Source organism: Kitasatospora sp. NPDC059462, assembly GCF_042749955.1.
In the GTDB taxonomy this organism is placed as follows: Bacteria; Actinomycetota; Actinomycetes; order Streptomycetales; family Streptomycetaceae; genus Kitasatospora.
Window position 1 is genome coordinate 1 of the sequence record NZ_JBHYUU010000131.1, and the last position, 23,816, is coordinate 23,816.

Below are 23,816 nucleotides of genomic sequence, written 5' to 3' on the forward strand. Positions count from 1 at the left end.
GCCGGGGGGGGGCCCCCGGCCCCCGCCCCCCCCCCCCGCCCCCGGGAGCCGTCGGACGGTGGATCAGCCGAGCAGGGCCTCGATGACGCCGGTGTGGGCGTCCTTCAGCTCCGCCAGCGAGACGGTGAACTGGCCCTGGACGTCCAGGGCGTCACCGTCGACCACACCGATCCGGGTGGCCGGCAGGCCCCGCGCGGTGCACATGTCGTTGAACCGGAGCTCCTCGCTGCGCGGTACGGCCACCACGGCGCGGCCGGCCGACTCGGAGAACAGGAACACGAAGGGGTCCATGCCCTCGGGCACGACGATCCGCGCGCCCCGGCCGCCCTTGAGGCAGCTCTCCACCAGGGCCTGGCCCAGGCCGCCGTCGGACAGGTCGTGCGCGGCGTCGATCATGCCGTCGCGCGAACCGGAGATCAGGATCTCGCCGAGCAGCCGCTCGCGCTCCAGGTCGACCTCGGGCGGCAGGCCGCCCAGGTGCTCGTGGACCGCCTGCGACCAGGCCGAGCCGCCCAGCTCGTCCGCGGTGTCGCCGAGCAGGTAGAGCAGCTGCCCCTCCTCGGCGAAGGCCACCGGGGTGCGGCGGGTGACGTCGTCGATGACGCCGAGCACCGCGACCACCGGGGTCGGGTGGATGGCGACCTCGCCGGTCTGGTTGTACAGCGAGACGTTGCCGCCGGTCACCGGGGTGCCCAGGGTCAGGCAGGCGTCGGCCAGACCGCGGGTCGCCTCGGCGAACTGCCACATCACGTCCGGGTCCTCGGGGGAGCCGAAGTTGAGGCAGTCCGAGACGGCGAGCGGCTTGGCACCGCCGGCCGCGACGTTGCGGTACGCCTCGGCGAGGGCCAGCTGGGCACCGGTGTACGGGTCCAGCTTGGTGTAGCGGCCGTTGCCGTCGGTGGCGACCGAGACGCCGAGGTTGGTCTCGTCGTCGATCCGGATCATGCCCGAGTCCTCGCCGTGCGAGAGCACGGTGTTGCCGAGCACGTACCGGTCGTACTGGTCGGTGATCCAGGACTTGGAGGCCTGGTTCGGGTGCGAGGCGACCTTCAGCAGGTCGGCCTTCAGGCCCTCACCGGTGGCCGGGCGGGCCAGCCGCTCGGCGGTCGGGGCGTCGGCCTGCAGCGCGTCCTGCCAGCTCGGGCGGGCGAACGGGCGCTGGTAGGTCGGGCCCTCGTGGGCGACGGTGCGCGGCGGCACGTCCACGACGAGGTCGCCGTGCCAGTAGATCTCCAGCCGCTCGCCGTCGGTGACCTCACCGATGACGTTCGCGATGACGTCCCACTTCTCGCAGATCTCCAGGAAGCGGGCGACCTTCTCCGGCTCGACGATGGCGCACATGCGCTCCTGCGACTCGCTCATGAGGATCTCCTCCGGCGAGAGCGTGTGGTCGCGCAGGTGCACGGTGTCGAGGTCGATCCGCATGCCGCCGGAGCCGGCCGAGGCCAGCTCGGAGGTGGCGCAGGAGAGCCCGGCGCCGCCGAGGTCCTGGATGCCCTTGACGAGCTTCTCGCGGAAGATCTCCAGGGTGCACTCGATGAGGAGCTTCTCCTGGAACGGGTCGCCGACCTGGACCGCCGGGCGCTTGGCCGGCTTGCTGTCGTCGAAGGTCTCGGAGGCGAGCACCGAGACGCCGCCGATGCCGTCGCCGCCGGTGCGGGCACCGTAGAGGATGACCTTGTTGCCGGCGCCGGAGGCCTGCGCGAGGTGGATGTCCTCATGCTTCATGACGCCCACGCACAGCGCGTTGACCAGCGGGTTGCCCTGGTAGCAGGAGTCGAAGACGACCTCGCCGCCGATGTTCGGCAGGCCCAGGCAGTTGCCGTAGCCGCCGATGCCCGCGACGATCCCGGGCAGCACGCGCCGGGTGTCGGGGTGGTCGGCCGCGCCGAACCGCAGCGGGTCCATCACGGCGACCGGGCGGGCGCCCATCGCCAGGATGTCGCGGACGATGCCGCCGATGCCGGTGGCCGCGCCCTGGTAGGGCTCGATGTACGACGGGTGGTTGTGCGACTCGACCTTGAAGGTGACCGCGTAACCCTGGCCGACGTCGACCACACCGGCGTTCTCGCCGATGCCGACGAGCATCGCGTCCGTCTCGGGCTTCTTCTCGCCGAACTGCTTCAGGTGGACCTTGGAGCTCTTGTACGAACAGTGCTCCGACCACATGACCGAGTACATCGCGAGTTCCGCGCCGGTCGGGCGGCGGCCGAGAATCTCCCGGATGCGCGCGTACTCGTCCTGCTTGAGGCCGAGTTCGGCCCACGGCTGGGCGGCGTCCGGGGTCTGCTCGGCGTTCTTGACGGTGTCGAGGCTCATCAGGCGTTCACCAGCTGCTTCAGGACGGAAGTGAAGAAGCCCAGGCCCTCGGTGGTGGGACCGGTGAGCGGCTCCACGGCGTGCTCGGGGTGCGGCATCAGGCCGACGACATTGCCGGCGGCGTTGGTGATGCCGGCGATGTCGCGGTACGAACCGTTGGGGTTGACGTCGAGGTAACGGGCGACCACCCGGCCCTCGGCCTCCAGCTCGTCGAGGACGTGCTCGTCGGCGACGAAGCGGCCCTCACCGTTCTTCAGCGGGACGACGATTTCCTGGCCGGCCGCGTAATCGCGGGTCCAGGCGGTGCCGCTGTTCTCGATCCGCAGCTTCTGGTCGCGGCAGACGAAGTGCAGCGAGTCGTTGCGGGTGAGCGCGCCGGGCAGCAGGTGCGATTCGCACAGCACCTGGAAGCCGTTGCAGATACCGAGAACCGGCATTCCCGCCCTGGCCTGCTCGATGACGGTCTCCATCACCGGCGAGAAGCGGGAGATCGCGCCGCAGCGCAGATAGTCGCCGTAACTGAATCCGCCCGGCAGGACGACCGCGTCGACCTGGTGGAGATCCTTGTCACGGTGCCACAGCGCGACCGGCTCGGCGCCGGCGAGGCGGACCGCGCGCTGGGCGTCGCGGTCGTCGAGGGAGCCGGGGAAAGTGACGACGCCGACGCGGGTGGTCACTTGCCCTCCTCCTCGACGCGGACCGTGAAGTCCTCGATCACGGTGTTGGCGAGAAAGGTCTCGGCGGCTTCGCGGATACGGGCGAGCGCGGCGTCATCGACCGGGCCCTCCAGCTCCAGCTCGAAACGCTTGCCCTGGCGGACGTCGGCGATCCCGGTGAATCCGAGACGGGGCAGTGCGCGCTGCACCGCCTGTCCCTGGGGGTCGAGGATCTCCGGCTTGAGCATGACGTCGACTACGACGCGTGCCACTGGCACTCCCGGTGGTGTCTTCGTGAGGCGGGGGAACTCCAGACTACCGGGGGTTTCGGGCAGGATTGCTGGCCGGGCGTAGTGACGCGCGTAGACCCACGACCCTTACGCCGCAAGGCCCGCGTCCCCCCGGGACCCCCCGCCGTACGCCCCTTTTCGCCGGATTCCGCGGCCCCCGCGGGAACGGCCGAAGAGCACCCGAATACCGGCACTCCGGACAGATCGGCCAGCCGGGTGCACCCGGTATCCGGCGCCCCGGCGAAGACACGTGAATATCCGGAAAAGAAAGCCGGACTCTTCGATTTCTCCCCGCTTCGGGTGCAGAATAGGGCCACCTGCCGCGGCGAGTGCTGCGTATCCGGCACGGCCATCCGGCCTGCCCGTATGCACCCGCGCGATAGGTGCACATCAGGCCCGGGGGCGCGCCCGCGTCCTTGTCGGCCGAATTGCCCGAGAGGATTGACACCCATGGCTCAGCGTGTAGTTGTCACGCTCTCCGACGACCTGGACGGCGGCGCCGCCGCGGAAACGGTCCACTTCGGCGTGGACGGGAAGTCGTACGAGATCGATTTGTCCGTGGACAACGCGGAAAAGCTGCGGGAGGCCCTCGCCCCGTTCGTCGCCGCCGGCCGCCGCCAGAGCCGCACCGGGAAGTCCTTCCGGCGCACCGCCCTCACCCCGGACCCGGCCGCCGTGCGCGCCTGGGCCCAGTCCCGCGGCATGGAGCTGCCGGCCCGCGGCCGGATCCCGAAGCACGTGTACGAGGCGTTCGCCGAGGCGAACTGAACACCCGCGGGCACCGGTCGTCCCGCCCGCGCCCGAGCGGCGGGACGACCACCCCTTCGGATGCTGTAGAGTATTCCTCGTCGCCGCAACGGAGAGATCCGGGAAGGCGGCCGGTGCCCCACCAGGCACCGTGCGGACGTGGCTCAGTTGGTAGAGCATCACCTTGCCAAGGTGAGGGTCGCGAGTTCGAATCTCGTCGTCCGCTCGCAGTGCGCGAGCACAGCACAATTGCATAGTTCCACCCTGCGGACGTGGCTCAGTTGGTAGAGCATCACCTTGCCAAGGTGAGGGTCGCGAGTTCGAATCTCGTCGTCCGCTCCAGTACGAAGGGCCCTCTCGATTGAGAGGGCCCTTCGGCGTTTTCCCCTCCCGCCCCCCCATGACATTTGTCATCGCGGACCCGTGGATCCGCACCGGGTTCTCATGAGGCCGCGCACTGCCCCCGGCCGCCCGGCGACGGGAGGCTTGAGGCATGGAAACGAGCCAGCCCCACCGCACCGGCGACGACGTGATCGAGGTCACCGGTCTGCACCGCCACTACGGCACCGGCAGCAGCCGCTACCACGCCGTCCGCGGCGTCGACCTGACCGTCGGCCGCGGTGAGCTCTTCGCCCTGCTGGGCACCAACGGGGCCGGCAAGACCTCCACCATGGAGCTGATCGAGGGCCTCGCCGCCCCGACCGACGGCCGGGTCCGGGTGCTCGGCCGCGACCCGTACCGCGAGCGCGCCGCCGTCCGCCCCCGGATCGGCATCATGCTCCAGGAGGGCGGCTTCCCCGGCGACCTCACCGTCGCCGAGACCGGCCGGGCCTGGGCCGGCGCCACCAGCCACGCCCGCCCGCTGGACGAGGCCCTGGAGCTGGTCGACCTCGGCCACCGCCGCGACGTCCGGGTCAAGCAGCTCTCCGGCGGCGAGCGCCGCCGCCTCGACCTCGCGATGGCCCTGCTCGGCCGGCCCGAGGTGCTGTTCCTGGACGAGCCGAGCACCGGCCTCGACCCGGAGGCCCGCGCCGCCGTCTGGCGGCTGGTCCGCGAGCTGCGCGCCCAGGGCACCACGGTGCTGCTCACCACGCACTACCTGGAGGAGGCCGAGGAGCTCGCCGACCGGCTGGCGATCATGCACGGCGGCCGGATCGTCGCCGCCGGCACGGTGGCCGAGGTGATCGCCGGACGGCCGTCGCAGATCTCCTTCGAGCTGCCCGAGTTCACCGGCGCCTCGATCCCGCCGCTGGCCGGGGCCACCGTCACCGCCGACGGCCGCAAGGTCACCGTCCGCACGCCGCACCTCCAGGCGACGCTGACCGACCTGCTCGGCTGGGCCGGCCACCACGGCATCGCCCTCGGCGCCCTCGACGCCCGCAGCGCCTCGCTGGAGCAGGCCTTCCTGGCCATCGCCGCCGAGGCCGCCCACCAGCCCCCGGCCGACTCCCCCGCCGCTCCCCCCGCCCGCCGCAAGCTGATCGGACTCGCCCGATGACCACCGCCACCGCCACCACCACCGGGCCGAAGAGCACCACCGTCCGCCGGCTGCTCGCCCTGGGCCGGGCCGAGGGCATCCTGCTGCTGCGCAACCGGACCGCCCTGTTCACCGCCGTGCTGCTGCCGCTCCTCCTGATCTTCGGCCTGCAGAACGTGCTCACCCAGCAGGCCGAGGGCAACCCCGGCCTCGACGTCGACTCGCTGCTGGTCAACGGCGCGGTCGGGATGGTGCTGGCGTTCGTCGTCTACTACAACCTCACCGCCGCCTACGTGGCCCGCCGCGGCGAGCTGGTGCTCAAGCGGCTGCGCACCGGCGAGGCCCGGGACCTGGAGATCCTGGCCGGCACCGCCGTCCCCTCGGTCGGCCTGGCCCTGGTGATGTGCACCGTGATCGGCGTCGTCGGCGCCACCGCCCTGGACCTCACCGCCCCGGCCAACCCGGTCCTGCTGGCCGTCGGCCTGGCCCTGGTCGTCGCGACCCTGATGGCGCTGGCCGCCGTCTCCAGCGCCTTCACCCGCACCGTGGAGAGCTCCGGCATCACCACCATGCCGGTCCTGCTGCTCACCCAGTTCGGCTCCGGCCTGTTCATCCCGCTGGAGGTCATGCCCGACCGGCTCGCCGACATCTGCCGGCTGCTGCCCACCACCCCGGCCTTCCAGCTGGTCCGGGTCGGCTGGTTCGGCACCGACGGTTCCGCCGCCCCGACCGGTTTCGCCGGCACCTGGGCCACCGCCGCCCCGCACCTGGTCACCGGCTCCATCTGGCTCGCCCTCGCGGTCTGGGGCGCCGTCCGCTACTTCCGCTGGGAGCCGCGCCGCTGACCCGGCCCCGGGCCGCCCGCACGGGCGGCCCGGTTCTTTTCGAACCTGAGGTCCGCACCCCTGCTCCACCTCTGATAGGAAGGCAGCAGCACGATCATGATCGAACGGGGAGCAGGACAGATGGGCGTCGCGAATCCGGTGCGCGCGTGGAAGAGCTCCTCCAAGCCCCAGCGCTCGGAGCTCTACCTCCGCTGGTCGCTCTACCTGATGGCGCTCGCCCCGCTGCCGATCGGACTGCTGATCAACCTGTCCGACCCGGACTACCGGACCCACCCGGCCGCCCGGGTCGCCCTGCTGCTCGGATTCGCGCAGACCCTGGTCACCCTGCGGGCCTACCGCACCTCGCTGGACCACTACCTGAAGCGGCCCACCGACCACCTGCGCTGGCTCGCCCTCGCCGGCGGCGTCGCGGTGGCCGGCAGCTGGGCGGTGCTGCTGCTCGGCCCCCGGGTCGGCGCGGCCTCCGGCACCGAGTCCGTGGTCTTCACCCTCCCGGTCACCACCACCATCCTGTTCTCCGCCTTCGGTCCGGCCTCGGTCGGGCTGCCCCCGCGCCGGGCCGCCCTCGCCGGGGCCGCCGGCCTGCTGGCCGTCCTCCCCGCGATGCTGCTGACCGGCGCCACCCCGGGGACGTGCCTGGGGCTCCTGACCGGCTGCGCGCTGGTGATGTTCTTCATCGGGTGCAGCTGCCGCAGCTTCGCCTGGCTCCAGTCGGTGGTCTGGGAGCTGGACGCCGCCCGCGAGGCGCAGTCCCGGCTGGCCGTCGCCGAGGAGCGGCTGCGGTTCTCCCGCGACCTGCACGACGTGATGGGCCGCAACCTCACCACCATCGCCCTGAAGAGCGAGCTGGCCGTCCAGCTGGCCCGGCGCGGCCGTCCGGAGGCCGCCGACCAGATGGCCGAGGTGCAGCAGATCGCCCAGGAGTCCCAGCGCGAGGTCCGCGACGTGGTCCGCGGCTACCGCACGGCGGACCTCCACGCGGAGGCGATCGGCGCCCGCGCGGTGCTCCGCTCCGCGGACGTGGCCTGCGAGATCGACCTCGGCGAGGACGCCGACCGGCTGCCGGCGCAGGTCCAGTCGGTGCTCGGCTGGGTGATCCGCGAGGCCACCACCAACGTCCTGCGGCACAGCGAGGCGGCCCGCTGCGCGATCCGGCTGCACAAGGAGGACGGCCGGGCGGTGCTGGAGCTGGAGAATGACGGGGTGCCGGCCGTGCCGCTGCCCTCCCAGGGCAGCGGCACCGGCCTGCGCGGACTGCGCGAGCGGCTCGCCGCCCACGACGGCGAGCTGACCCTCCCGCAGGCCGCACCCGGCAGCTTCCGGCTGCTCGCCAGCGTCCCGCTCTGAGAACCGCCGTACGGAAGGCCCCGCCGATGACCGACACCGCGCCCGTCCGCGTCCTGCTCGCCGACGACGAGCACCTGATCCGCGGCGCGCTGGCCGCGCTGCTCGCGCTGGAGGAGGACATCGCGGTGGTCGCCCAGGCCGCCTCCGGCCCGGAGGCGGTGGCGATGGCCCAGGCACACCGGCCGGACATCGCGGTGCTCGACCTGCAGATGCCCGGCCTGGACGGCATCGAGGTGGCCACCAGCCTGCGCGCGCTGCTGCCGGACTGCCGCTGCATGATCGTCACCGGCCACGGCCGCCCGGGGTACCTGAAGCGGGCGCTGGAGGTGGGCGTCCGGGGCTTCCTGCCGAAGACCGTCTCGGCGGCCGACCTCGCCGGGATCATCCGGACCGTGCGGGCCGGCGGCCGGTACGTGGACCCGGAGCTGGCGGCGGACGCGATCGCCGCCGGGGAGAGCCCGCTGACCCCGCGCGAGACGGACGTGCTGGAGCTCGCCGCGGACGGCACCTCGGTCGCCGAGATCGCCGAGCGGGCCGCGCTCTCCCAGGGCACCGTCCGCAACTACCTGTCCGCGGCCGCGGCCAAGCTGGGCGCGGAGAACCGGCACGCGGCGGTGCGGATCGCCCGCGAACACGGCTGGATCTGACCGCCGGGTCCGCGGGCGCTCCGCCGGGGCCTCAGGCCCAGCTGAGGCCGGTCAGCCGCTCGTAGGCCTCGACGTACTTGGCGCGGACCCGCTCGGTCACCTCGGCGGGCAGCTGCGGCGGCGGCTGCTCGCTGCGGCGGTCCCAGCCGGAGGCCGGGGAGGTCAGCCAGTCGCGGACGATCTGCTTGTCGAAGGACGGCTGCGGACGGCCCGGCTCCCAGGCGTCGGCCGGCCAGAAGCGCGAGGAGTCCGGGGTCAGCACCTCGTCGCCGATCACCAGCTCGCCGTCCAGCAGACCGAACTCGAACTTGGTGTCGGCCAGGATGATGCCGCGCTCGCGGGCGATGTCCCGGGCCCGGGAGTAGACGGCCAGGGTGGTCTGGCGCAGCTGGGCGGCCAGCTCCGCGCCGATCCGGCGGGCGGTCTCCTCGTAGGGGACGTTCTCGTCGTGCTCGCCGACCTCGGCCTTGAGCGCCGGGGTGTAGATCGGGGCGGGCAGCTCGGAGCCGTCGTCCAGGCCCTCGGGCAGGGCGATCCCGCAGACGGTGCGGGAGGCGCGGTACTCCTCCAGGCCGGAGCCGGCGAGGTAGCCGCGGGCCACGCACTCCACCGGGACCATGTCCAGGCTGCGGCAGACCAGGGTGCGGCCCTTCCAGTCGGCCGGGGCGCCGGCCGGGACCTCGGTGGAGATCACGTGGTTGGGCACGATGTCCGCGATCCGCTCGAACCACCACAGCGAGAGCTGGGTGAGGATCCGGCCCTTGTCCGGGATCTCGTTGGGCAGCACCCAGTCGTAGGCGGAGGTGCGGTCGCTGGCGACCATCACGAGGTCACCCGACTCGGTGCGGTACAGGTCGCGCACCTTGCCGGTGTGCAGGTGGACCAGGCCGGGCACCTGGACCGGCTCGGGCTTGGTGACAAATCCGCTCAAGGTCGTCTCAGTCCTCAGGGGTCGTTCGCGGGCGGTGCGGCGCGAAAGGGGAGGTCACTGGGGTCGAGTCTGTCATGACCACCCGCGCGCGCCGGTCCGAGGGCCGTTCAGCCGTTCTTGCAGAGGCGGTCCAGCAGGTTGGCGGTGGCGCGCTGGATCCGCTCGTCGGTGTGGCCGGGGCGGTCCAGCGCGGGCGACCAGGCGAAGGTGCCGGCGGCGAACACGTGGGCGCCGCTGGGCGCCCGGTAGAGCGAGGTCTCCTGGTAGCGGGTGCGCCCGGCCGGGTCCTGGTACGGGGAGTGGGCGAGCAGCACCCGCTCGGTGTGCCCGGGCAGGGCGACCTTGGGGAAGTAGCGGTCCGCCTCGCCGGCCACCAGTCCGGGCAGGCCGTCGCCCTCCTGGAGGCCGGTGCCGGCCCAGAACCAGTGCGCGGTGTGCCGGGCGACCAGCGGGACGGCGGTGGCGACCCGGCCGGAGTACTGGAGGCCGAGCAGGTGCTGCTCCGGCTCGCCCGCGTCGCGCCACAGCGCGCTGGCGGCGCCGGGCGCCCCGGCGGCCGGGTTGTCGGGACGGACCTTCTGGCGCTTGCGGCAGTTGAGCATCCGGTTGGGCTCGCCGGACGGTCCCGGGCTCAGTTCGACCCGCCAGTACATGGTGTTGGCGGAGAGGAAGACCAGCGAGGTGCCGCCGTCCCTGGCCCCCTCGACGGCGCGGCGCATCGGCTCGGACCAGTACTCGTCGTGGCCGGGGAAGACCAGTGCCCGGTGCCGGGAGGCGTCGACCAGTCCGGCGTGCAGGTCGGTGGCGGTGGCGTAGGAGAGGTCGTAGCCGTAGCGCTCGGCCCAGCGGATGAAGTCGTAGGCGTGGCCGACGTGCAGCGGGAGCCCGGCGGTGGCGTGCGGGCGGTCGAAGGAGACGGTGACGGCCGCCTCGGTCTCGCCGACCAGCAGGCCGCCGTCCCAGGCGTGGTAGAGGCTGGCGCCGCTGCGGCCGTCCTCGGGGAAGAGGTTGTACGCCTGCCAGGTGACGTCGGGGACCACCAGCAGCAGTTCGGCGGCGCGGGCGTGGTCGTCGAGGTCGCGGACGGTGAAGGGGATGTGGCTGCGGTGCAGCATGTCGGCGGTGGTGAGCACGGCGACGTACGCGCCGGGCCGCCAGTGCCGGGGGATCTGCAGCCGCCAGGTGTGCCACCAGTGGTGGCAGGAGACGGTCCGGCCGGCCACCATCGGGGCGGGCTGGACCATGCCGGCGATCAGCGGGCTCGACGTCATGTGGTGGGCGCCGTCACCCGCGTAGTGGCCGATCCGGTAGACGTCGACGGTGAACTCGCGGGGCGGGTTGACGGTGACCCGCAGGTCCACCGAGCCGCCGGGGCGCACCACACCGGCCGAGGCGAAGCCCTTGATCTGCTGTTCCTCGTCGTTGGCGCTCAGCGGGGTGCCGACCGGGGGCTTGCCGCGCACCCCGGCGGCGAGCGGGCGCTGCCCGGGGGCGTCCACCGAGACGTACCAGGGGACGTCGCCCTCGGTACCGGCGAGGTACTGGTCCGGGCTGCGCAGCCAGGGCAGCGGGCCCTGGCCGAAGGGGTCGGAGACGCTGTGCGCGTGCGTCCCGGACTCCCAGCGGCGGTTGACTTCGGTCCCCACGCGCGCCCCTCCCAGGTGCACCTCCGCCGGGCCGGCATGTGCCTCCCGCATGTGCGTGCGGACAAATACACCACACCGTGCTGGCGCTGCGTCACCCTACGGTAGCAACTAGTGGCGGGAATCTTGCGGCCCGTCGGGGGGAGGGCCTCCGGCCTGCGAAGACCCGGGGCGGCCGGTCCGGCCGGGGGCGCTCGCGGAGGGGGTTCGCGCCCCTCCCGGGGGGCGCCGGTCAGAGCCGGACGGGCTTCTCCAGCCGAACGTCGGCGGCGTCCAGCCACGCCCGCAGCGGCCCGTCCTGGCCCTGCTCCACGGCCTGGGCGACCGGTTCGGCGAGGTCGGTGCGGCGGACCCCGCCGAGCAGCAGCACCGGTCCGTCCAGCCAGTCCAGCCCGGGGACGGCGCCCGCGGTGTCCACGGCGGCGCAGCAGACCATCGCGGTGACGTGCTCGACCAGCACGTCCCGCCCGGTGCGGACCGGTTCGAGCAGCGGGGCGGGCGCGGCGGTGCGGGCCGGCCGGGCGGCGAGCGCGGCGGCCAGCCGCTCGCCGTCGCCGTCGGCGAGCCGGCCCAGCAGCCGGGTCAGCGTCGGGGCGCCGGGGCGGGACTGCGGGGCGAGCAGGTCCAGGGCGGACTGCAGGGCGGCGGCGCGGGCCCGCCAGCCGGCGTCCACCACCTCGGCCGGGTAGTCGGTCCACTCCAGCTCGCGCCAGCCGCCGGAGGCGGGCGCGCCGAAGAAGAGCTCGGCGGCGAGCCGGGAGACCGCGGCGTCCACCGCGCCGGGCTCCTCCAGCAGGTCGCAGGCCGGGCGGTCGCCGAGCCGGCTGCCGTAGCCGTCGGCCAGCCGGTCGCGCCGGGAGAGTTCGGTGAGCGCGGCGGCCACGCCCGCGTTGAGGTGCGCGGGGTGCCGGCCGAGCCGCCAGGCGGGCAGCGCGACCCGGGTGAGCAGCCGGTCCCAGCCCGCGTAGGCGAGGCCGACCTGCTCCTGGGCGGCGATCCGCAGGCCGTAGTCGACGCCGCGGGCCTGTTCGGAGGCCCAGCCGGCGACGGACCGCTCCAGCTCGGCGGCGTGCTCGCGGCAGACGCCGAGCAGCCGGCGGGTGATCCGGTCGGTGATCCGGTCCGTCAGCGCGGCCGGGCCGCGCCGGGACGGGCGCGGGCCGCCGGGGGCAGCGGCCGGGACGGGGACCGGGCCGTCGTCCAGGCTGGCGTCCAGGGCCCGCAGGAAGCGGCGGGCGGCGGCGATGTCGGGGTCGGCGGCGGGCGCGGTCCCGGCCACCACCGGGGCGAGCAGGGCGCGCAGCTCGCCGGCCCGCATCCACCACAGGAAGGGCGAGCCGATCACCAGGACCGGCGCGGGCGGCTCCCCGCCGTCGCCGCGGGACCGGCGGCGAGGCCGGGGCGCGGGGACGTCCTCCAGCCAGCTGTCGCAGTCCGGGGTGAGCGCCACGGCGGACGGCGCGGGGACCTCCAGCCGGTCGGCCAGGTCGTCGATCAGCCGGTACAGCTCGGGGGCCTGGGCGCGGCCGAGCGGGACGGCCGGGGTCTGCGGCGGGACGGCCCGGCGGTACCGGCGGGCGGCCGCTCCGGCCACCAGCAGGGTGAGCGCGGCCACCGCGCAGACCGTCCAGCGGGCGGCGTCCCAGCCGGCGGCGTCGGGGGAGCCGGGGGCGCCGAGCCGGCCGGTGAACCGGCCGGCGAGCAGCACCACCGCGGCGGCGGCGGGCAGTGCGGCGGCGGCCAGGGCGAGTCCCCGGATGCGCAGGACCGCCTGGGCGTGAGCGCGCGCGGTGTCGACAGCGGCCATACGGTGCGGCACCCCCTTCGGAGCCCTCGGGCGCCCGGCGACGGGCCCCTGAGCCGATTCGAAACGATCAGTTCCGACCGGGAAACGGCGGCGGCCGAGCCCCGGTCGTCCATGCTGCGTGGCGCTTCTGACATTTTCGACGCCCGTGTCCGGGTGGGTGTTCCGGATCGCCCCGGTACCACTCGTCCCGGTGACGCCGCCCGGATTCCGGACGACCCCCCGGGGCGGTGTCGGACGGCCCGGGCGTGTCCGGTCCGGCCGGACGCCGTCCAGCATCCCCCCGCGCGACCGCCGCTACCCGGCGGCGGGCGGAAGCGGCCCGACCTGTGGTGCCGTGGTCCAGCGCACCATAAGGCCGGGCACCCGGTTACGTCAGCCGGATGCGGCCGCTGTCACTCGATGGGCTGGATTCCGGCCGCCGAACGGTGTGCCGGCGCCCTCGGCCGCTCCGGCCCGCCCGGCCCCCGAAACGCCGGGCGGGGCTGCGTCCATGGGGGTTGTCCGCGGCGCTCGCGGGGGTGCGCGGGGTGCGCCGGGGTCGCACCCGGGCCGGGAACGCCCGGGCCCCCGGCGCGCGGATCGCTCGCCGGGGGCCCGGAGGGGGATGAGGGGGGTGCGCGGCCGCTACTGCGCGGCCTTCAGTGCGATGTCGCCGCGGTGCTGGCCGCCCGGCAGCGAGATCCGCTCGACCGCCCGGTAGGCCCGCTCGCGCGCCTCGGCGAGCCCGGCACCGGTCGCGGTGACCGACAGCACCCGGCCGCCCGCGCTGAGCACCCGGCCGTCCTCGGCCGCCCTGGTCCCGGCGTGCAGCACGTAGGCGGTGCCGTCGGCGGCCTCCGCCTCGGCCAGGCCCTCGATCGGGTCGCCGGTGCGCGGCGCCGCCGGGTAGCCCTCGGCGGCGATCACCACGGTGACCGCGGCGCCCTCGTCCCAGCGCAGCGGCTCCAGCTGGTCCAGCGTGCCGGTCGCCGAGGCGTGCAGGACGCCGGCCAGCGGGGTGCGCAGCCGGGCCAGCACGACCTGGGTCTCCGGGTCGCCGAAGCGGGCGTTGAACTCGATCACCCGGGTGCCGCGCGAGGTCAGCGCCAGGCCCGCGTAGAGCAGGCCGGAGAACGGGGTGCCGCGGCGGCGCAGCTCGTCCACGGTCGGCTGCAGGACGGTCTCCAGGACCTCCTCGACCAGGCCCTCGGGCGCCCAGGGCAGCGGCGAGTAGGCACCCATGCCGCCGGTGTTGGGGCCCTGGTCGCCGTCCAGGGCGCGCTTGAAGTCCTGGGCCGGCTGGAGCGGCAGGACGGTGGTGCCGTCGGTGATCGCGAACAGCGAGACCTCGGGGCCGTCCAGGTACTCCTCGATCACCACCTGGCCGCAGGCGGCGGCGTGGGCCAGCGCCTCGTCGCGGTCGGAGGTGACCACGACGCCCTTGCCGGCGGCCAGGCCGTCGTCCTTGACCACGTACGGGGCGCCGAAGGCGTCCAGCGCCTCGGCGGCCTCGGCGGGCGTGGTGCAGACGTAGGAGCGGGCGGTGGGCACCCCGGCGGCGGCCATGACGTCCTTGGCGAACGCCTTGGAGCCCTCCAGCCGGGCGGCCTCGGCGGACGGGCCGAACACCGCGACGCCGGCCGCGCGCAGGGCGTCGGCGACGCCCGCGACCAGCGGGGCCTCCGGGCCGACCACGACCAGTTCGGCGCCGAGCCCGCCGGCGAGCGCGGTGACCTGCGCGCCGTCCAGCTGGTCGACCGGGTGGACCGTCGCCACCTGTGCGATCCCGGCGTTGCCCGGGGCACAGTGCAGCTCGGTCACGGCGGGATCTTGGGACAGAGAGCGGCACAGGGCGTGTTCGCGGGCGCCGCCGCCGATGACGAGGACCTTCACGCTGGGCAAGGGTAGCCGGTGGCCGGTTCCGGCCGCTCTCCGGTCCCGTAGGAAGAGACAGCCGCGGGGGTCCGGTACACGTACGGCCTCGGAGGAACCTCCAGCTCCGGGAGCCGATGAGCGCCGTGCGGTGTCCGGGTCAGGACAGCGGGTCACCGAACCCTCGCTCGGACGGGTGAAATCCCGCCGACCGCCGCAACCCTCCCACCTCGGGATCCATTGGCCGAATCCGGTAACGATCATTGGCGAAGCGCCCACACGGTAAGCCATTTGGCGGTAAGAAGTGCTGTTGGACCACCACCGGCAGCCGTCGGTGACGCCGCCCCGGGCACCCGCGGAACGCCCCGGAACGGCGGTGTGGCCGCCGCGTTGTCCGTCGTTCCACGAGCCGTCAGGCCGTGGACACGTCGGTCCGCGCAGAGTCGGAACCAGCCAGACCAGCAGTCCGCCCGCCACAGGGAGCCCCACAGGTGAGCCAGCCGGAAATGCAGCCCGAGGAGAGTGCCTGGGGCAAGGAGATCGGCGAGGAGGACCAGCCCGCCACGACCGTGGCGCGCCGGGCCTCCACCCGTCGCCGGTCCGATCTGAGCACCAGACAGTTCCCCCTGGGGGACTGGGGCGAGCCCGCCGAGCGGCTGGAGGAGCTGTACCGCTGGTCCGAGGAGCGGGCGGTCGAGGCCATCGAGTGGTACCGCAGGGACCGGGTCTGGAAGCGCCGCTGGGCCCGGCTGCTGCGGTTCGGTTCGGCCGGCTTCGCGGCCGGCGGGGTCACCGCGCCGTTGGTCGGCCTCACCGGGACCGTCTCCCACGCCACCGACTGGGGCTTCGTGGGGCTGGCGCTGGCCGCCGGCTGCTACGGCGCGGACCGGGTGTTCGGGCTGACCTCCGGCTGGATGCGCGACGTCTCCACCGGGCAGGCGCTGCAGCGCCGGCTGGAGGCCTTCCAGTTCGACTGGGCCTCGGAGTGCGTCCGGGAGGTGCTCGGCCCCACCGAGGGCACCGCGGGCGAGGCCGCCGAGCGGTGCCTCGGGGTGCTGCGGCGGTTCTGCGAGGACGTCTCGGACATGGTCCGCACCGAGACCTCGGAGTGGATGCTGGAGTTCCGGGCCGGGATGACCCGGCTGCCCACCCAGGCCGCCGGCAGCTGGGGCGGGCGCAGCGAGCCGGGCGTCGGTGCCCAGGTGCGGGTGCTGCCGCCGCCGGGGACCAGGCCCACCATGCCGCGCCAGCGGCCGCCGGAGGGCCCGCTGCGGTAGGGAGGGGCGCGGCGGGCCCGGGAACGGGCGGCCCGGGGGCTCCGGAGGGCCACGGGGGCCCGGGAGGCTCAGGCGAAGACGATCATGGAGCCCTGGTGCAGGCTCCGGGTCGCCGCCGCGTACAGGCCCGCCCAGGCGTGCCGCTCCCGGGCGAACGGGTGCAGGTCGTCCAGCGGCGGGCCGAACGGCTGCTCCAGGCCGGTCGGGCCGAGCGGCCTGGTCGGCGCCGGCGGGGCGAGCGGGTCGATGCCCAGCGCCGGGGCGACGGCCTGCAGCTCGCGCAGCAGCCCGTGGCTGGAGCCGAGCGGGCCGCCCGCGGCGAGCAGCGACTCCTCCACCAGCGGGGCGGCGAACTCGATCGGCACGTAGGCGCCGGCGTGGTCGAAGTGCCAGACCAGGTGCGACTGCTCGGCGCTGCTCTCGAACATCTCCAGCAGCTGCTCGTAGTCGCCGCCGAGCGCGTCCACCGGCGTGATGTCCAGGCCGGTCAGGCCCAGCAGGTAGGCCCGGCGCAGGAAGTGCAGCGAGTCGTAGTCGAACGCGGCTATCGGCTCGACCGCCCCGCTGAGCCCCGGCACGTACCGGTACACCGGCATCTCGGGCAGCCCGCGGGAGGCCAGCACCTGGTTGTAGAGCGCGAGGTCGTCCCGGAAGGGGTTGTCGGGGCTGTGGCTCAGAACGTCCACCAGCGGGACGAGCCAGAGGTCGCAGGCCATGGCCGGCTCTTCCTCTCCGGACGCGGGGGACCGGCCGCGCGGCGGCGGACGGCGGATGGGCGGGTCGGTGCCCGGACGGCCGGTACGACGGGCGGCCGGGACGGACGACCGCCCACCCTACCGGCCCGGCGAGCGATGCGGATCGGGCCGTCCCCCGGGCAGTTGGTCCGGCGGCGGGCCGGCCGGCCGGCGGCCGAACCGCCCGTACGGCACCGCGCGCGGCTGCGGCACCAGGCCGAGCCCCAGGCCCAGTTCGCGGCCCAGCTCGCGGCCGATCTCGCGGTCCCGCCCCCGGGCGCCGCCGCCCGCGCGGCCCGGTTCCGCCGGTCGGGCGGGCTCCCCCGGACCGGGCGCCTCGGCGGCGCCGGGACCGGTGCCCGCCCCGGTCTTCCCCGGCGCGGCGTCCCCCGGGGCGTCGGGCGGCGCGGCCGCGGCGTCCTGGCCGCCCGGCGCGGCGGACGCGTGCCCGGTCAGCAGCGGCAGCACCCCCACCGACTCGACCGGCTGGCCGGCCAGCTCGGCCAGCAGCCCGGCGGTGAAGAGGTCGTACTCGCAGATGATCCGGTGGGCGCGCGGCACGTCGCGCGCCTCGATCGCGTCCACCAGGTCGAGGTGGCCGTCCCAGCAGACCCCGGCCAGCTCGGGCAGCGTCCGCAGGTAGCGCGCGGCGAACATCCACGACTGCACCCGCAGCCAGTCCAGGTACTCGGCGATCCGACGGTTGCCGAGCAGCCCGCCGACCTCCTGCCAGAACCGGCGGTCGCAGCCCACCATGACGTCCAGGTTCCCCGCCCGGGACGCCCGCAGCGCCGCGTCCGCCCGGCGGCGCAGCGAGCTCATCCGGCTGTCGTCGTGCCGGCCGGCCTCGACGGCCAGCCGCCGGAAGTAGCTGTCGGTGATCAGCACCCGGGACTCGAAGATCTCCCGGAAGTCGTCCCAGCCGAACTCGGGAACGGTGAAGCCGCGGTGGTGCTCGGCCCGGAGCAGCCCCTGCGCCGAGAGGTCGACCAGGGCCTCCCGGGCCGGGGTCGCCGAGACGCCGTACAGCTCGGCGATCTCCTTGACGGTGAAGTTCCGCCCGGCCGCCAGCCGGCCGGCCATCATCTCCTCGCGCAGCGCGCCGGCTATCTGCTCGCGCAGGCTGTTGCGCTGGATGACGGGGCGGGGGTCGCCCGCGTCGGTGCCGAACATGCGCGCGACCTCCTCGGGCGGGCTGGACGGCCTGACGGGGACAGACCGGCGACGTACGGGCTGGTAACACGACGGGGGCTCATCTTCTCAAAAAGGACACCGACGTGTACAAGCCCCCCATACGTCCCGGCGCGCCCCCTCGTCCCGGCCCCTCGTCCCGGCCCTCCCGACCGCCCTCCGGACCGCCCCGTCAGCGCTGGACCGGCGCCGGGATCCCCAGCAGGCGGTCCCGGTGCACCGGGAACTCGGCACGCGCCTTCGCGACCTCCGCCGGGTCGAACTCCACGGTCAGCACCTCCTCCCCCGCCCCCGCCTCGGCCAGCACCCGGCCCCACGGGTCCACCGCGATGCTGTGGCCGGCCTGCTCGACCCCGCCGTGCGTCCCCGCCGTGTTGCAGGCCAGCACATAGGCCTGCTCCTCCACCGCGCGCGCCCGGTTCAGCAGCGTCCAGTGCTCCCGCCGCCGCTCCGGCCAGGCCGCCGGCACCACCAGCACCTGCGCACCCGCGTCCAGCAGCGCCCGGAACAGCTCCGGGAACCGCAGGTCGTAGCAGGTCGCCAGGCCCAGCGTGCCGACGTCGGTGGCCGCGGTGACGATCTCCTGCCCGGCGCCCATCACCACCGCCTCGCCGCTGTCGAAGCCGAAGCGGTGGATCTTGCGGTAGGTGTGCACCAGCTCGCCGTCCGGGGCGAACAGCAGCGAGGTGTTGTAGATCGGCCCGTCCGGATCGCGCTCGACGATCGAACCGGCGTGCAGCCAGACCCCCGCCGCGCGGGCGGCCGCCGCCATCGCGTCCGAGGTCGGCCCGTCCAGGGCCTCCGCACCGTCCGACCAGAGGTCGTGGGCGAACCCCCCGAGCGGCCACAGCTCCGGGAGGACGACCAGGTCGGCCCCCCGCTGCGCCCGCACCAGGGCGGCCGCACGGGCCCGCCGCTCGGCCGGGGGCTCGGCGTCGGAGACCACGAGTTGGATCAATGAAGCGCGCACAGTACCACCGTCCACGGCAAGAGTCCTACGATCGTCACCCGAAAGCGCTGCCCTGCTCTCTCCCGGCAGCGTAACGTGCGGTTAGCGTGTGCGCCGGGAAGCCGGACAACCCGGCCGCCCAGGAACCCGCGGGCACGCGTGGCAAGGCAGCTGACGGAGGGCCGGAGATTCCCGTGACGGACAACCAGACCGTGCAGGCTTACACCGAGGCGTGGACCCGGTCCATCGAGGCGATATCCGAACTGGTGACCCCCCTGCCCGAGGGTTCCTGGAACCGGGCCACCGAGTGCCCCGGCTGGTCCGTCCGCGACATCGTCTCGCACGTGATCGCCGTCGAGTCCGAGCTCCTCGGCGACCCGCGCCCGATCCACTCCCTCCCCCGCGACCTGCGCCACGTCACCACCGAGGCCGCCCGCTACCTCGAACTGCCCGTCGACAAGCGCCGCTGCCACACCGCGCTGGAGATGACCAGCGAGCTGGAGTACACGATCATCCGCCGCTCCCGCGCGCTGCGGAACGCCAAGCAGATGCCCAACGAGCCGGTCCGCCGGCCGGGCGGCCCGCAGGGCGGCGAGATCAAGTACTACGAACTGCTGCGCCAGCGCGCCTTCGACGTCTGGGTGCACGAGCAGGACCTCCGCCGCGCCCTCGGCGCCCCCGGCAACCTCGACTCCCCCGGGGCCCTGGTCGCCCGCGATGTCCTGCTGCAGGCCCTGCCGAAGGCCGTCGCCCACCAGGCCGGCGCCCCGGCGGGCACCGCGCTGGTCGTCGACGTCACCGGCCCCGTCGAGTTCCTGCGCACCGTGCGGGTGGACTCCGCCGGGCGCGGCACCGTCGACGAGTCCGTCAGCATCGCGCCCGACGTCCAGCTCACCCTCGACTGGGAGACCTACGTCCGCCTCGCCTGCGGCCGCGGCCGCCCGGGCCCGGTGACCGTCGAGGGGGACCGGGAGCTGGCCGACCGCGTCCTGGCCAACTTCTCCGTCACCCCGTGACGGACCCGGCCGGCGCCGACGGCGCGCGGGGAGCACCCGCCGCTCCCGTGGGGCCCGCGCGGCCGCGGGGCCGCCGGCCAACCCCCCCCGCCCCGCGGCGCCGGCCCGGCCGGGCGCCGCCCGCGCCGGCCCACCCCCGCCGCCGGGGTTGCCCCCCCCGCGTCCGCGGGCCGGCAGCCCTGTGCCGGGGCCGCCGCGAGCTTCTTCCGGAGCCGGAGGATCATCAGGGTGCCCACCACCAGCGGGACGTACTGCCAGCAGAACGCCCAGCGGAAGGCGCTCGCCGTGTAGCTGCCGGTGCCGTCCGGGGTGAGGGCGTCCAGGAGGACGCCGATGCCGAAGAGGGTGATCATCGTGCCGATGAAGCCGCCCATGTTGACGATGCCGGAGGCGGTGCCGAGGCGTTCGACGGGGTTGCGGGCGCGGGCGTAGTCGAGGCCGACGAGCGAGGCGGGGCCGTTGCTGCCCATCACCAGGACGACCGCGACCAGCAGCCACAGCGGCGGGTGGCCGCCGGGCCAGGCGAGCGCCACCGCCCACAGCAGCGCGGTGGCGCCGATGACGGTGAGCACGATGGGCATCCGGGCCCGGGCGGTGCGGGACAGGACGCGGCCGAAGAGGAAGCCGAAGCTCATGTTGGAGAGCACCAGCAGGGTCAGCAGCCCGCCGGCCGCGGCGCGGGTCATGCCCTGGGCCTCGACGAGGTAGGGCAGGCCCCAGAGCAGGCCGAAGGCGTTGCCCGGGAACTGGGTGGTGAAGTGGATCCACAGGCCCAGCCGGGTGCCCGGCTCCCGCCAGGTCTCCCGGACCTGCCGGCCGATGCCGGGCCGGGGCCGCCCGGCGGGTGCCACCGCCTCGGCCGGCCCGTCCGGCGCCTCCCGCAGGAAGAGCGCGACGAGGGCGAACACCGCGACGCCCAGCAGGGCGATGGCGGTGAAGGTGGGCGTCCAGCCCTCGCTGTGCAGGGCCTGGGCGAGGACGACGGTGGTGACCAGGTTGCCGCTCATCCCGGCGAGGCCGGTCAGCTGGGCGACCAGCGGGTTCTTGGCGGCGGGGAACCAGCGGGCGGCGATCCGCAGCACGCTGATGAAGGTCATCGCGTCACCGCAGCCGAGCACGGCCCGGGAGGCGAGCGCGGGGCCGAAGGAGCCGGAGAAGGCGAAGGCGAGCTGGCCGGCGCTGAGCAGGACGACGCCGAGCAGCAGCACCCGGCGCGGTCCGAACCGGTCGACCAGCAGGCCGACGGGTATCTGCATGGCCGCGTAGACGAGGACCTGGAGGATCGAGAAGGTGGAGAGCGCGGAGGCGCCGATGCCGAAGCGGTCGGCGGCGTCCAGCCCGGCGACGCCGAGGCTGGTGCGGTGGATGACGGCCAGGACGTAGACACTGACGCCGATGGACCAGGCGAGCCAGGCGGCCCGGCCACCCGGTGGGTGGTGGGCGGCGGAGGGGCCGGTGGCGGGGCCGGCGCCGGCACGGGGAGCGGGGGCGGACAGGGGGCGGACTGAACTGGCGGGCTCCACGGTCATAGTGGCCCCAGATTAGTCATCCCATCATTGGACGGACAGGGCAGGGTCAGGGGGACGGGTACGAACCATCCGGTCCGCCCCGGGGCCCGGAACGGACCCGGGGCGGACCGGAGCGCCGCCGTGCGGGGTTCAGCCGGTCACCGTCCAGGACACCGAACGCGTCATGTAGCGGTCCCGGAAGGCCTCGTCGCGGACCCAGTCCGTGGTGTCCCGGACGGTGGCCGTGACGGTCGCGCCGTGCCCGGGCCGCAGCGCCAGCGCCGCGGTGTCCAGCCGGTTGCGGTCCCCGCCCTGCGGCTCGACCGGGACGCCGTCCACCGTCCAGTCCACCCTCAGCTGCCGGGCGCCGGCCAGCGGGAGCGGCCGGACCTCCAGCCGGGGCCGGCCGGTGACCTCGCCGGGCGCCGGCACCGGGTCGTCGGCGGGCCTGACCCGCCGGTAGATCTCCTCGATGATGGCCTCCCGGGAGGGCAGGTTGTAGGCCCCGCCGAGGGTGCGCATCACCGAGTCCCGGGTGGGCCGGTAGATGCCGTTGGCGCTGCGGTAGGCGCCGGTCGTCCCGGCGCCGTCCGGGGACTCCGCGCCCAGCCAGCGCCACCACTTGGTCTGCTTGCGGCGCATCTCCTCGGCGTTGTCGGTGGCGAGGTTGGGGTAGTCGGCGTCGTCCGGCGCGCTGTCGTACTCGTCGCCGAGGTCCCCCACGGTGTGCCCTATCTCGTGCTGGATGATCCGCCCGGCGTCCGGGCTGCCGCCGGCCAGGGTGGTCACCCCGGTGCCGCCGGCGCCGCCGTACTCGGTGGAGTTGGCCAGCGCGATGAGGTACTGCGGGCCGTCGCCGTGGCCGGCGTAGCGGGCGGCCGCCTCCTCGTCGGCGCAGAGCAGCCGGGCGGTGCCCTCGCACCAGAAGTGCATGCCGAGCGGGGTGGCGGGCCGCCGGCCGCGGTTCTCGGTCTCGGCGATGCCGGAGACCGCGGAGGCCACCTCGACCCGCCTTATGTTGAAGAAGCCCTGGTAGCTGCGGAACGGCTCGATGTCCATCAGCGCGCGCCAGGCCCGGTCCGCCTGCGCCCGGAACAGGTCCTGCTCCCCGGCCGTGTAGCCGTCGCCGAGCAGGACGAGGGTGATCCGGTTGGCCGGGTCCCCGGTGCGCCGTATGTCGACGGTCGGGGCCTCTCCGGCGGTCTGCAGGTCGGCGTGCTGCACCGCGGTGTGCGGCGGCACCGCGCGGTCGGCGGGGGCGCCGGGTCCGATCGCCCCGAACGGCGGGGGCCCGGCCAGTTCGAGCGCGGCCGGGAGCACGGCGGTGGACACCAGCACGAGCGCGGCCAGACTCCGGACGATCCGGCCAGGGTTGCCAGGCGGCATACGGGTGCGTCCTCGACGTTCCGGTCACCCGGCGTCGCCCGGGTGGTGGACGCGAAGACGTACCCGGACCGGCGTGTCGTCCTCACCGAACGGCGAAAAAGTCACCGATCTGGACGAACCACAAGAATCTCACCAGTCATACCGACGATCAGATCGGATGCCCGGACGGCGGCACGAAGGGGCCCCGCCCCCGCACCTCGGTGCGCGGACGGGGCCCCTTCCTCGTGGCCGGGGCGGCTCAGCCCCAGGTGATCAGGCGCTTCGGCTGCTCCAGGATGCCCGCGATGTCCGCGAGCACCTTGGAGCCCAGCTCCCCGTCGACCAGCCGGTGGTCGAAGGACAGCGCCAGCGTGGTGACCTGGCGCGGGACGACCTTGCCCTTGTGCACCCACGGCAGCTCCCGGACCGCCCCGAAGGCGAGGATGGCCGCCTCGCCGGGGTTGAGGATCGGGGTGCCGCTGTCGACGCCGAAGACGCCGACGTTGGTGATCGTGATCGTGCCGCCCTGCATGTCGCCGGGCGCCGTCTTCCCCTGCCGGGCGGTGTCGATCAGCTCGCCGAGCGAGACCGCCAGTCCGGAGAGGGTCCTCGCGCCCGCGTCCTTGATGTTGGGGACGATCAGGCCGCGCGGGGTGGCCGCGGCGATGCCGAGGTTCACCTGGCCCTTGATGACGATCTCCTGGGCCGCCTCGTCCCACTGGGCGTTGATCCCGGGGTTGCGCTTGATCGCGGTGAGCAGCGCCTTGGCGACCAGCAGCAGCGGGCTGACCCGGACGTCCCGGCCCAGCTCGCCGCTCTCCTTGAGGCGGCGGACGAACTTCATCGTCCGGGTGACGTCGACCTGGACGAACTCGGTGACGTGCGGGGCGGTGAAGGCCGAGGCCACCATCGCCTGCGCGGTCGCCTTGCGGACGCCCTTGATCGGCACCCGGACGTCGCCGGCGCCGGGGACGGCCACCGGCTGCGCGGCCGGCTCGGCGGCCTGCTCGGCGGCCGGGGACGGGGCCGCGGCCGGGGCGGCGGCGGCCGCCGCGTGGGCGTGCAGGTCCTCGCGGGTGATCACGCCCTCCGGACCGGTCGGGGTGACGGCCCGCAGGTCGATCCCGAGGTCCTTGGCCAGCTTGCGCACCGGCGGCTTGGCGAGCGGCCGGTCGCCGCCCACCGCGACGGCCGGCGCGGGGGCCGGGGCCGGAAC

Annotated in this window: 19 protein-coding genes, 2 tRNA genes and 1 pseudogene; 9 read left to right on the forward strand and 13 right to left on the reverse strand. The window is 74.6% G+C overall.

Features of this window, described 5'->3' with window-relative positions; translation table 11 throughout:
- Nucleotides 1-63: 63 nt before the first annotated feature.
- From purL to purS, 3 genes are read right to left on the reverse strand one after another with little or no spacing between them, the layout of a single operon-like run.
- Complete coding sequence (gene purL, locus ACFXAM_RS27260) at nucleotides 64-2,319, reverse strand: phosphoribosylformylglycinamidine synthase subunit PurL (RefSeq protein ID WP_380295043.1); 2,256 nt, start codon at nucleotides 2,317-2,319, stop codon at nucleotides 64-66.
- On the reverse strand, nucleotides 2,319-2,996 hold the full coding sequence (gene purQ / locus ACFXAM_RS27265; RefSeq protein WP_380295045.1) for a phosphoribosylformylglycinamidine synthase subunit PurQ: 678 nt from the start codon (nucleotides 2,994-2,996) through the stop codon (nucleotides 2,319-2,321). The genes purL and purQ overlap by 1 nt, the downstream gene beginning before the upstream one ends.
- A complete protein-coding gene (gene purS / locus ACFXAM_RS27270; protein ID WP_030304493.1) occupies nucleotides 2,993-3,247 on the reverse strand; it encodes a phosphoribosylformylglycinamidine synthase subunit PurS in 255 nt (84 codons plus the stop codon). The genes purQ and purS overlap by 4 nt, the downstream gene beginning before the upstream one ends.
- Nucleotides 3,248-3,715: 468 nt before the next feature.
- Between purS and ACFXAM_RS27275 the strand changes: the two genes are divergently transcribed.
- From ACFXAM_RS27275 to ACFXAM_RS27305, 7 genes are all read left to right on the forward strand, one after another.
- Nucleotides 3,716-4,033, forward strand: a complete 318-nt coding sequence (locus ACFXAM_RS27275; RefSeq protein ID WP_030304494.1) for an Lsr2 family protein — start codon at nucleotides 3,716-3,718, stop codon at nucleotides 4,031-4,033.
- Nucleotides 4,034-4,165: 132 nt separating this feature from the next.
- Nucleotides 4,166-4,238 (forward strand) — tRNA-Gly (locus tag ACFXAM_RS27280).
- A gap of 40 nt (nucleotides 4,239-4,278) precedes the next feature.
- Nucleotides 4,279-4,354 (forward strand) — tRNA-Gly (locus ACFXAM_RS27285).
- A gap of 151 nt (nucleotides 4,355-4,505) precedes the next feature.
- Nucleotides 4,506-5,510 carry an ABC transporter ATP-binding protein gene (locus ACFXAM_RS27290; protein WP_380295047.1) on the forward strand — a complete coding sequence of 335 codons (1,005 nt, stop codon included), beginning with the start codon at nucleotides 4,506-4,508 and terminating at the stop codon, nucleotides 5,508-5,510.
- Entirely contained in the window at nucleotides 5,507-6,334 is an 828-nt protein-coding gene (locus tag ACFXAM_RS27295; protein ID WP_380295049.1) for an ABC transporter permease, read from the forward strand. Before ACFXAM_RS27290 ends, ACFXAM_RS27295 begins: the two co-directional genes overlap by 4 nt.
- A gap of 120 nt (nucleotides 6,335-6,454) precedes the next feature.
- Nucleotides 6,455-7,681, forward strand: coding sequence for a sensor histidine kinase (locus ACFXAM_RS27300; protein WP_380295051.1), 1,227 nt, complete (start codon nucleotides 6,455-6,457; stop codon nucleotides 7,679-7,681).
- A gap of 26 nt (nucleotides 7,682-7,707) precedes the next feature.
- Nucleotides 7,708-8,328: a response regulator gene (locus ACFXAM_RS27305; RefSeq protein ID WP_380295053.1), complete on the forward strand. Its 621-nt coding sequence runs from the start codon at nucleotides 7,708-7,710 to the stop codon at nucleotides 8,326-8,328.
- Nucleotides 8,329-8,359: 31 nt separating this feature from the next.
- Here ACFXAM_RS27305 and ACFXAM_RS27310 read toward each other — a convergent pair whose 3' ends face one another.
- The 4 genes from ACFXAM_RS27310 to purD form a co-directional block, all read right to left on the reverse strand.
- Nucleotides 8,360-9,259: a phosphoribosylaminoimidazolesuccinocarboxamide synthase gene (locus ACFXAM_RS27310; protein WP_380295056.1), complete on the reverse strand. Its 900-nt coding sequence runs from the start codon at nucleotides 9,257-9,259 to the stop codon at nucleotides 8,360-8,362.
- Between the two features lie 107 nt (nucleotides 9,260-9,366).
- A complete protein-coding gene (locus tag ACFXAM_RS27315; protein WP_380295058.1) occupies nucleotides 9,367-10,905 on the reverse strand; it encodes a N,N-dimethylformamidase beta subunit family domain-containing protein in 1,539 nt (512 codons plus the stop codon).
- Between the two features lie 229 nt (nucleotides 10,906-11,134).
- Entirely contained in the window at nucleotides 11,135-12,709 is a 1,575-nt protein-coding gene (locus ACFXAM_RS27320; RefSeq protein ID WP_380295060.1) for a hypothetical protein, read from the reverse strand.
- Between the two features lie 624 nt (nucleotides 12,710-13,333).
- Nucleotides 13,334-14,581, reverse strand: coding sequence for a phosphoribosylamine--glycine ligase (gene purD / locus ACFXAM_RS27325; protein WP_380295061.1), 1,248 nt, complete (start codon nucleotides 14,579-14,581; stop codon nucleotides 13,334-13,336).
- Between the two features lie 470 nt (nucleotides 14,582-15,051).
- Between purD and ACFXAM_RS27330 the strand changes: the two genes are divergently transcribed.
- Nucleotides 15,052-15,837 (forward strand): SLATT domain-containing protein, encoded by a 786-nt coding sequence (locus ACFXAM_RS27330; RefSeq protein ID WP_380295063.1) that lies wholly within the window; start codon nucleotides 15,052-15,054, stop codon nucleotides 15,835-15,837.
- 68 nt (nucleotides 15,838-15,905) lie between these two features.
- Here ACFXAM_RS27330 and ACFXAM_RS27335 read toward each other — a convergent pair whose 3' ends face one another.
- From ACFXAM_RS27335 to ACFXAM_RS27345, 3 genes are all read right to left on the reverse strand, one after another.
- On the reverse strand, nucleotides 15,906-16,553 hold the full coding sequence (locus ACFXAM_RS27335; protein ID WP_380295065.1) for a hypothetical protein: 648 nt from the start codon (nucleotides 16,551-16,553) through the stop codon (nucleotides 15,906-15,908).
- A 117-nt stretch (nucleotides 16,554-16,670) separates the two neighbouring features.
- Nucleotides 16,671-17,744 carry a GntR family transcriptional regulator gene (locus tag ACFXAM_RS27340; protein ID WP_380295067.1) on the reverse strand — a complete coding sequence of 358 codons (1,074 nt, stop codon included), beginning with the start codon at nucleotides 17,742-17,744 and terminating at the stop codon, nucleotides 16,671-16,673.
- A 190-nt stretch (nucleotides 17,745-17,934) separates the two neighbouring features.
- Nucleotides 17,935-18,732 carry a carbon-nitrogen family hydrolase gene (locus ACFXAM_RS27345; protein ID WP_380295069.1) on the reverse strand — a complete coding sequence of 266 codons (798 nt, stop codon included), beginning with the start codon at nucleotides 18,730-18,732 and terminating at the stop codon, nucleotides 17,935-17,937.
- A gap of 173 nt (nucleotides 18,733-18,905) precedes the next feature.
- Between ACFXAM_RS27345 and ACFXAM_RS27350 the strand changes: the two genes are divergently transcribed.
- On the forward strand, nucleotides 18,906-19,727 hold the full coding sequence (locus tag ACFXAM_RS27350) for a maleylpyruvate isomerase family mycothiol-dependent enzyme (RefSeq protein WP_380295070.1): 822 nt from the start codon (nucleotides 18,906-18,908) through the stop codon (nucleotides 19,725-19,727).
- A gap of 194 nt (nucleotides 19,728-19,921) precedes the next feature.
- On the opposite strand, the pseudogene ACFXAM_RS27355 reads toward ACFXAM_RS27350, so the two are convergent.
- From ACFXAM_RS27355 to ACFXAM_RS27365, 3 genes and pseudogenes are all read right to left on the reverse strand, one after another.
- A pseudogene (locus tag ACFXAM_RS27355) lies at nucleotides 19,922-21,256 on the reverse strand (nitrate/nitrite transporter); the annotation flags it as partial.
- 129 nt (nucleotides 21,257-21,385) lie between these two features.
- Nucleotides 21,386-22,621, reverse strand: a complete 1,236-nt coding sequence (locus tag ACFXAM_RS27360) for a M64 family metallopeptidase (RefSeq protein WP_380295071.1) — start codon at nucleotides 22,619-22,621, stop codon at nucleotides 21,386-21,388.
- A gap of 238 nt (nucleotides 22,622-22,859) precedes the next feature.
- Nucleotides 22,860-23,816: dihydrolipoamide acetyltransferase family protein (locus tag ACFXAM_RS27365; protein WP_380295073.1), on the reverse strand; the 957-nt coding region annotated here is incomplete at its 5' end.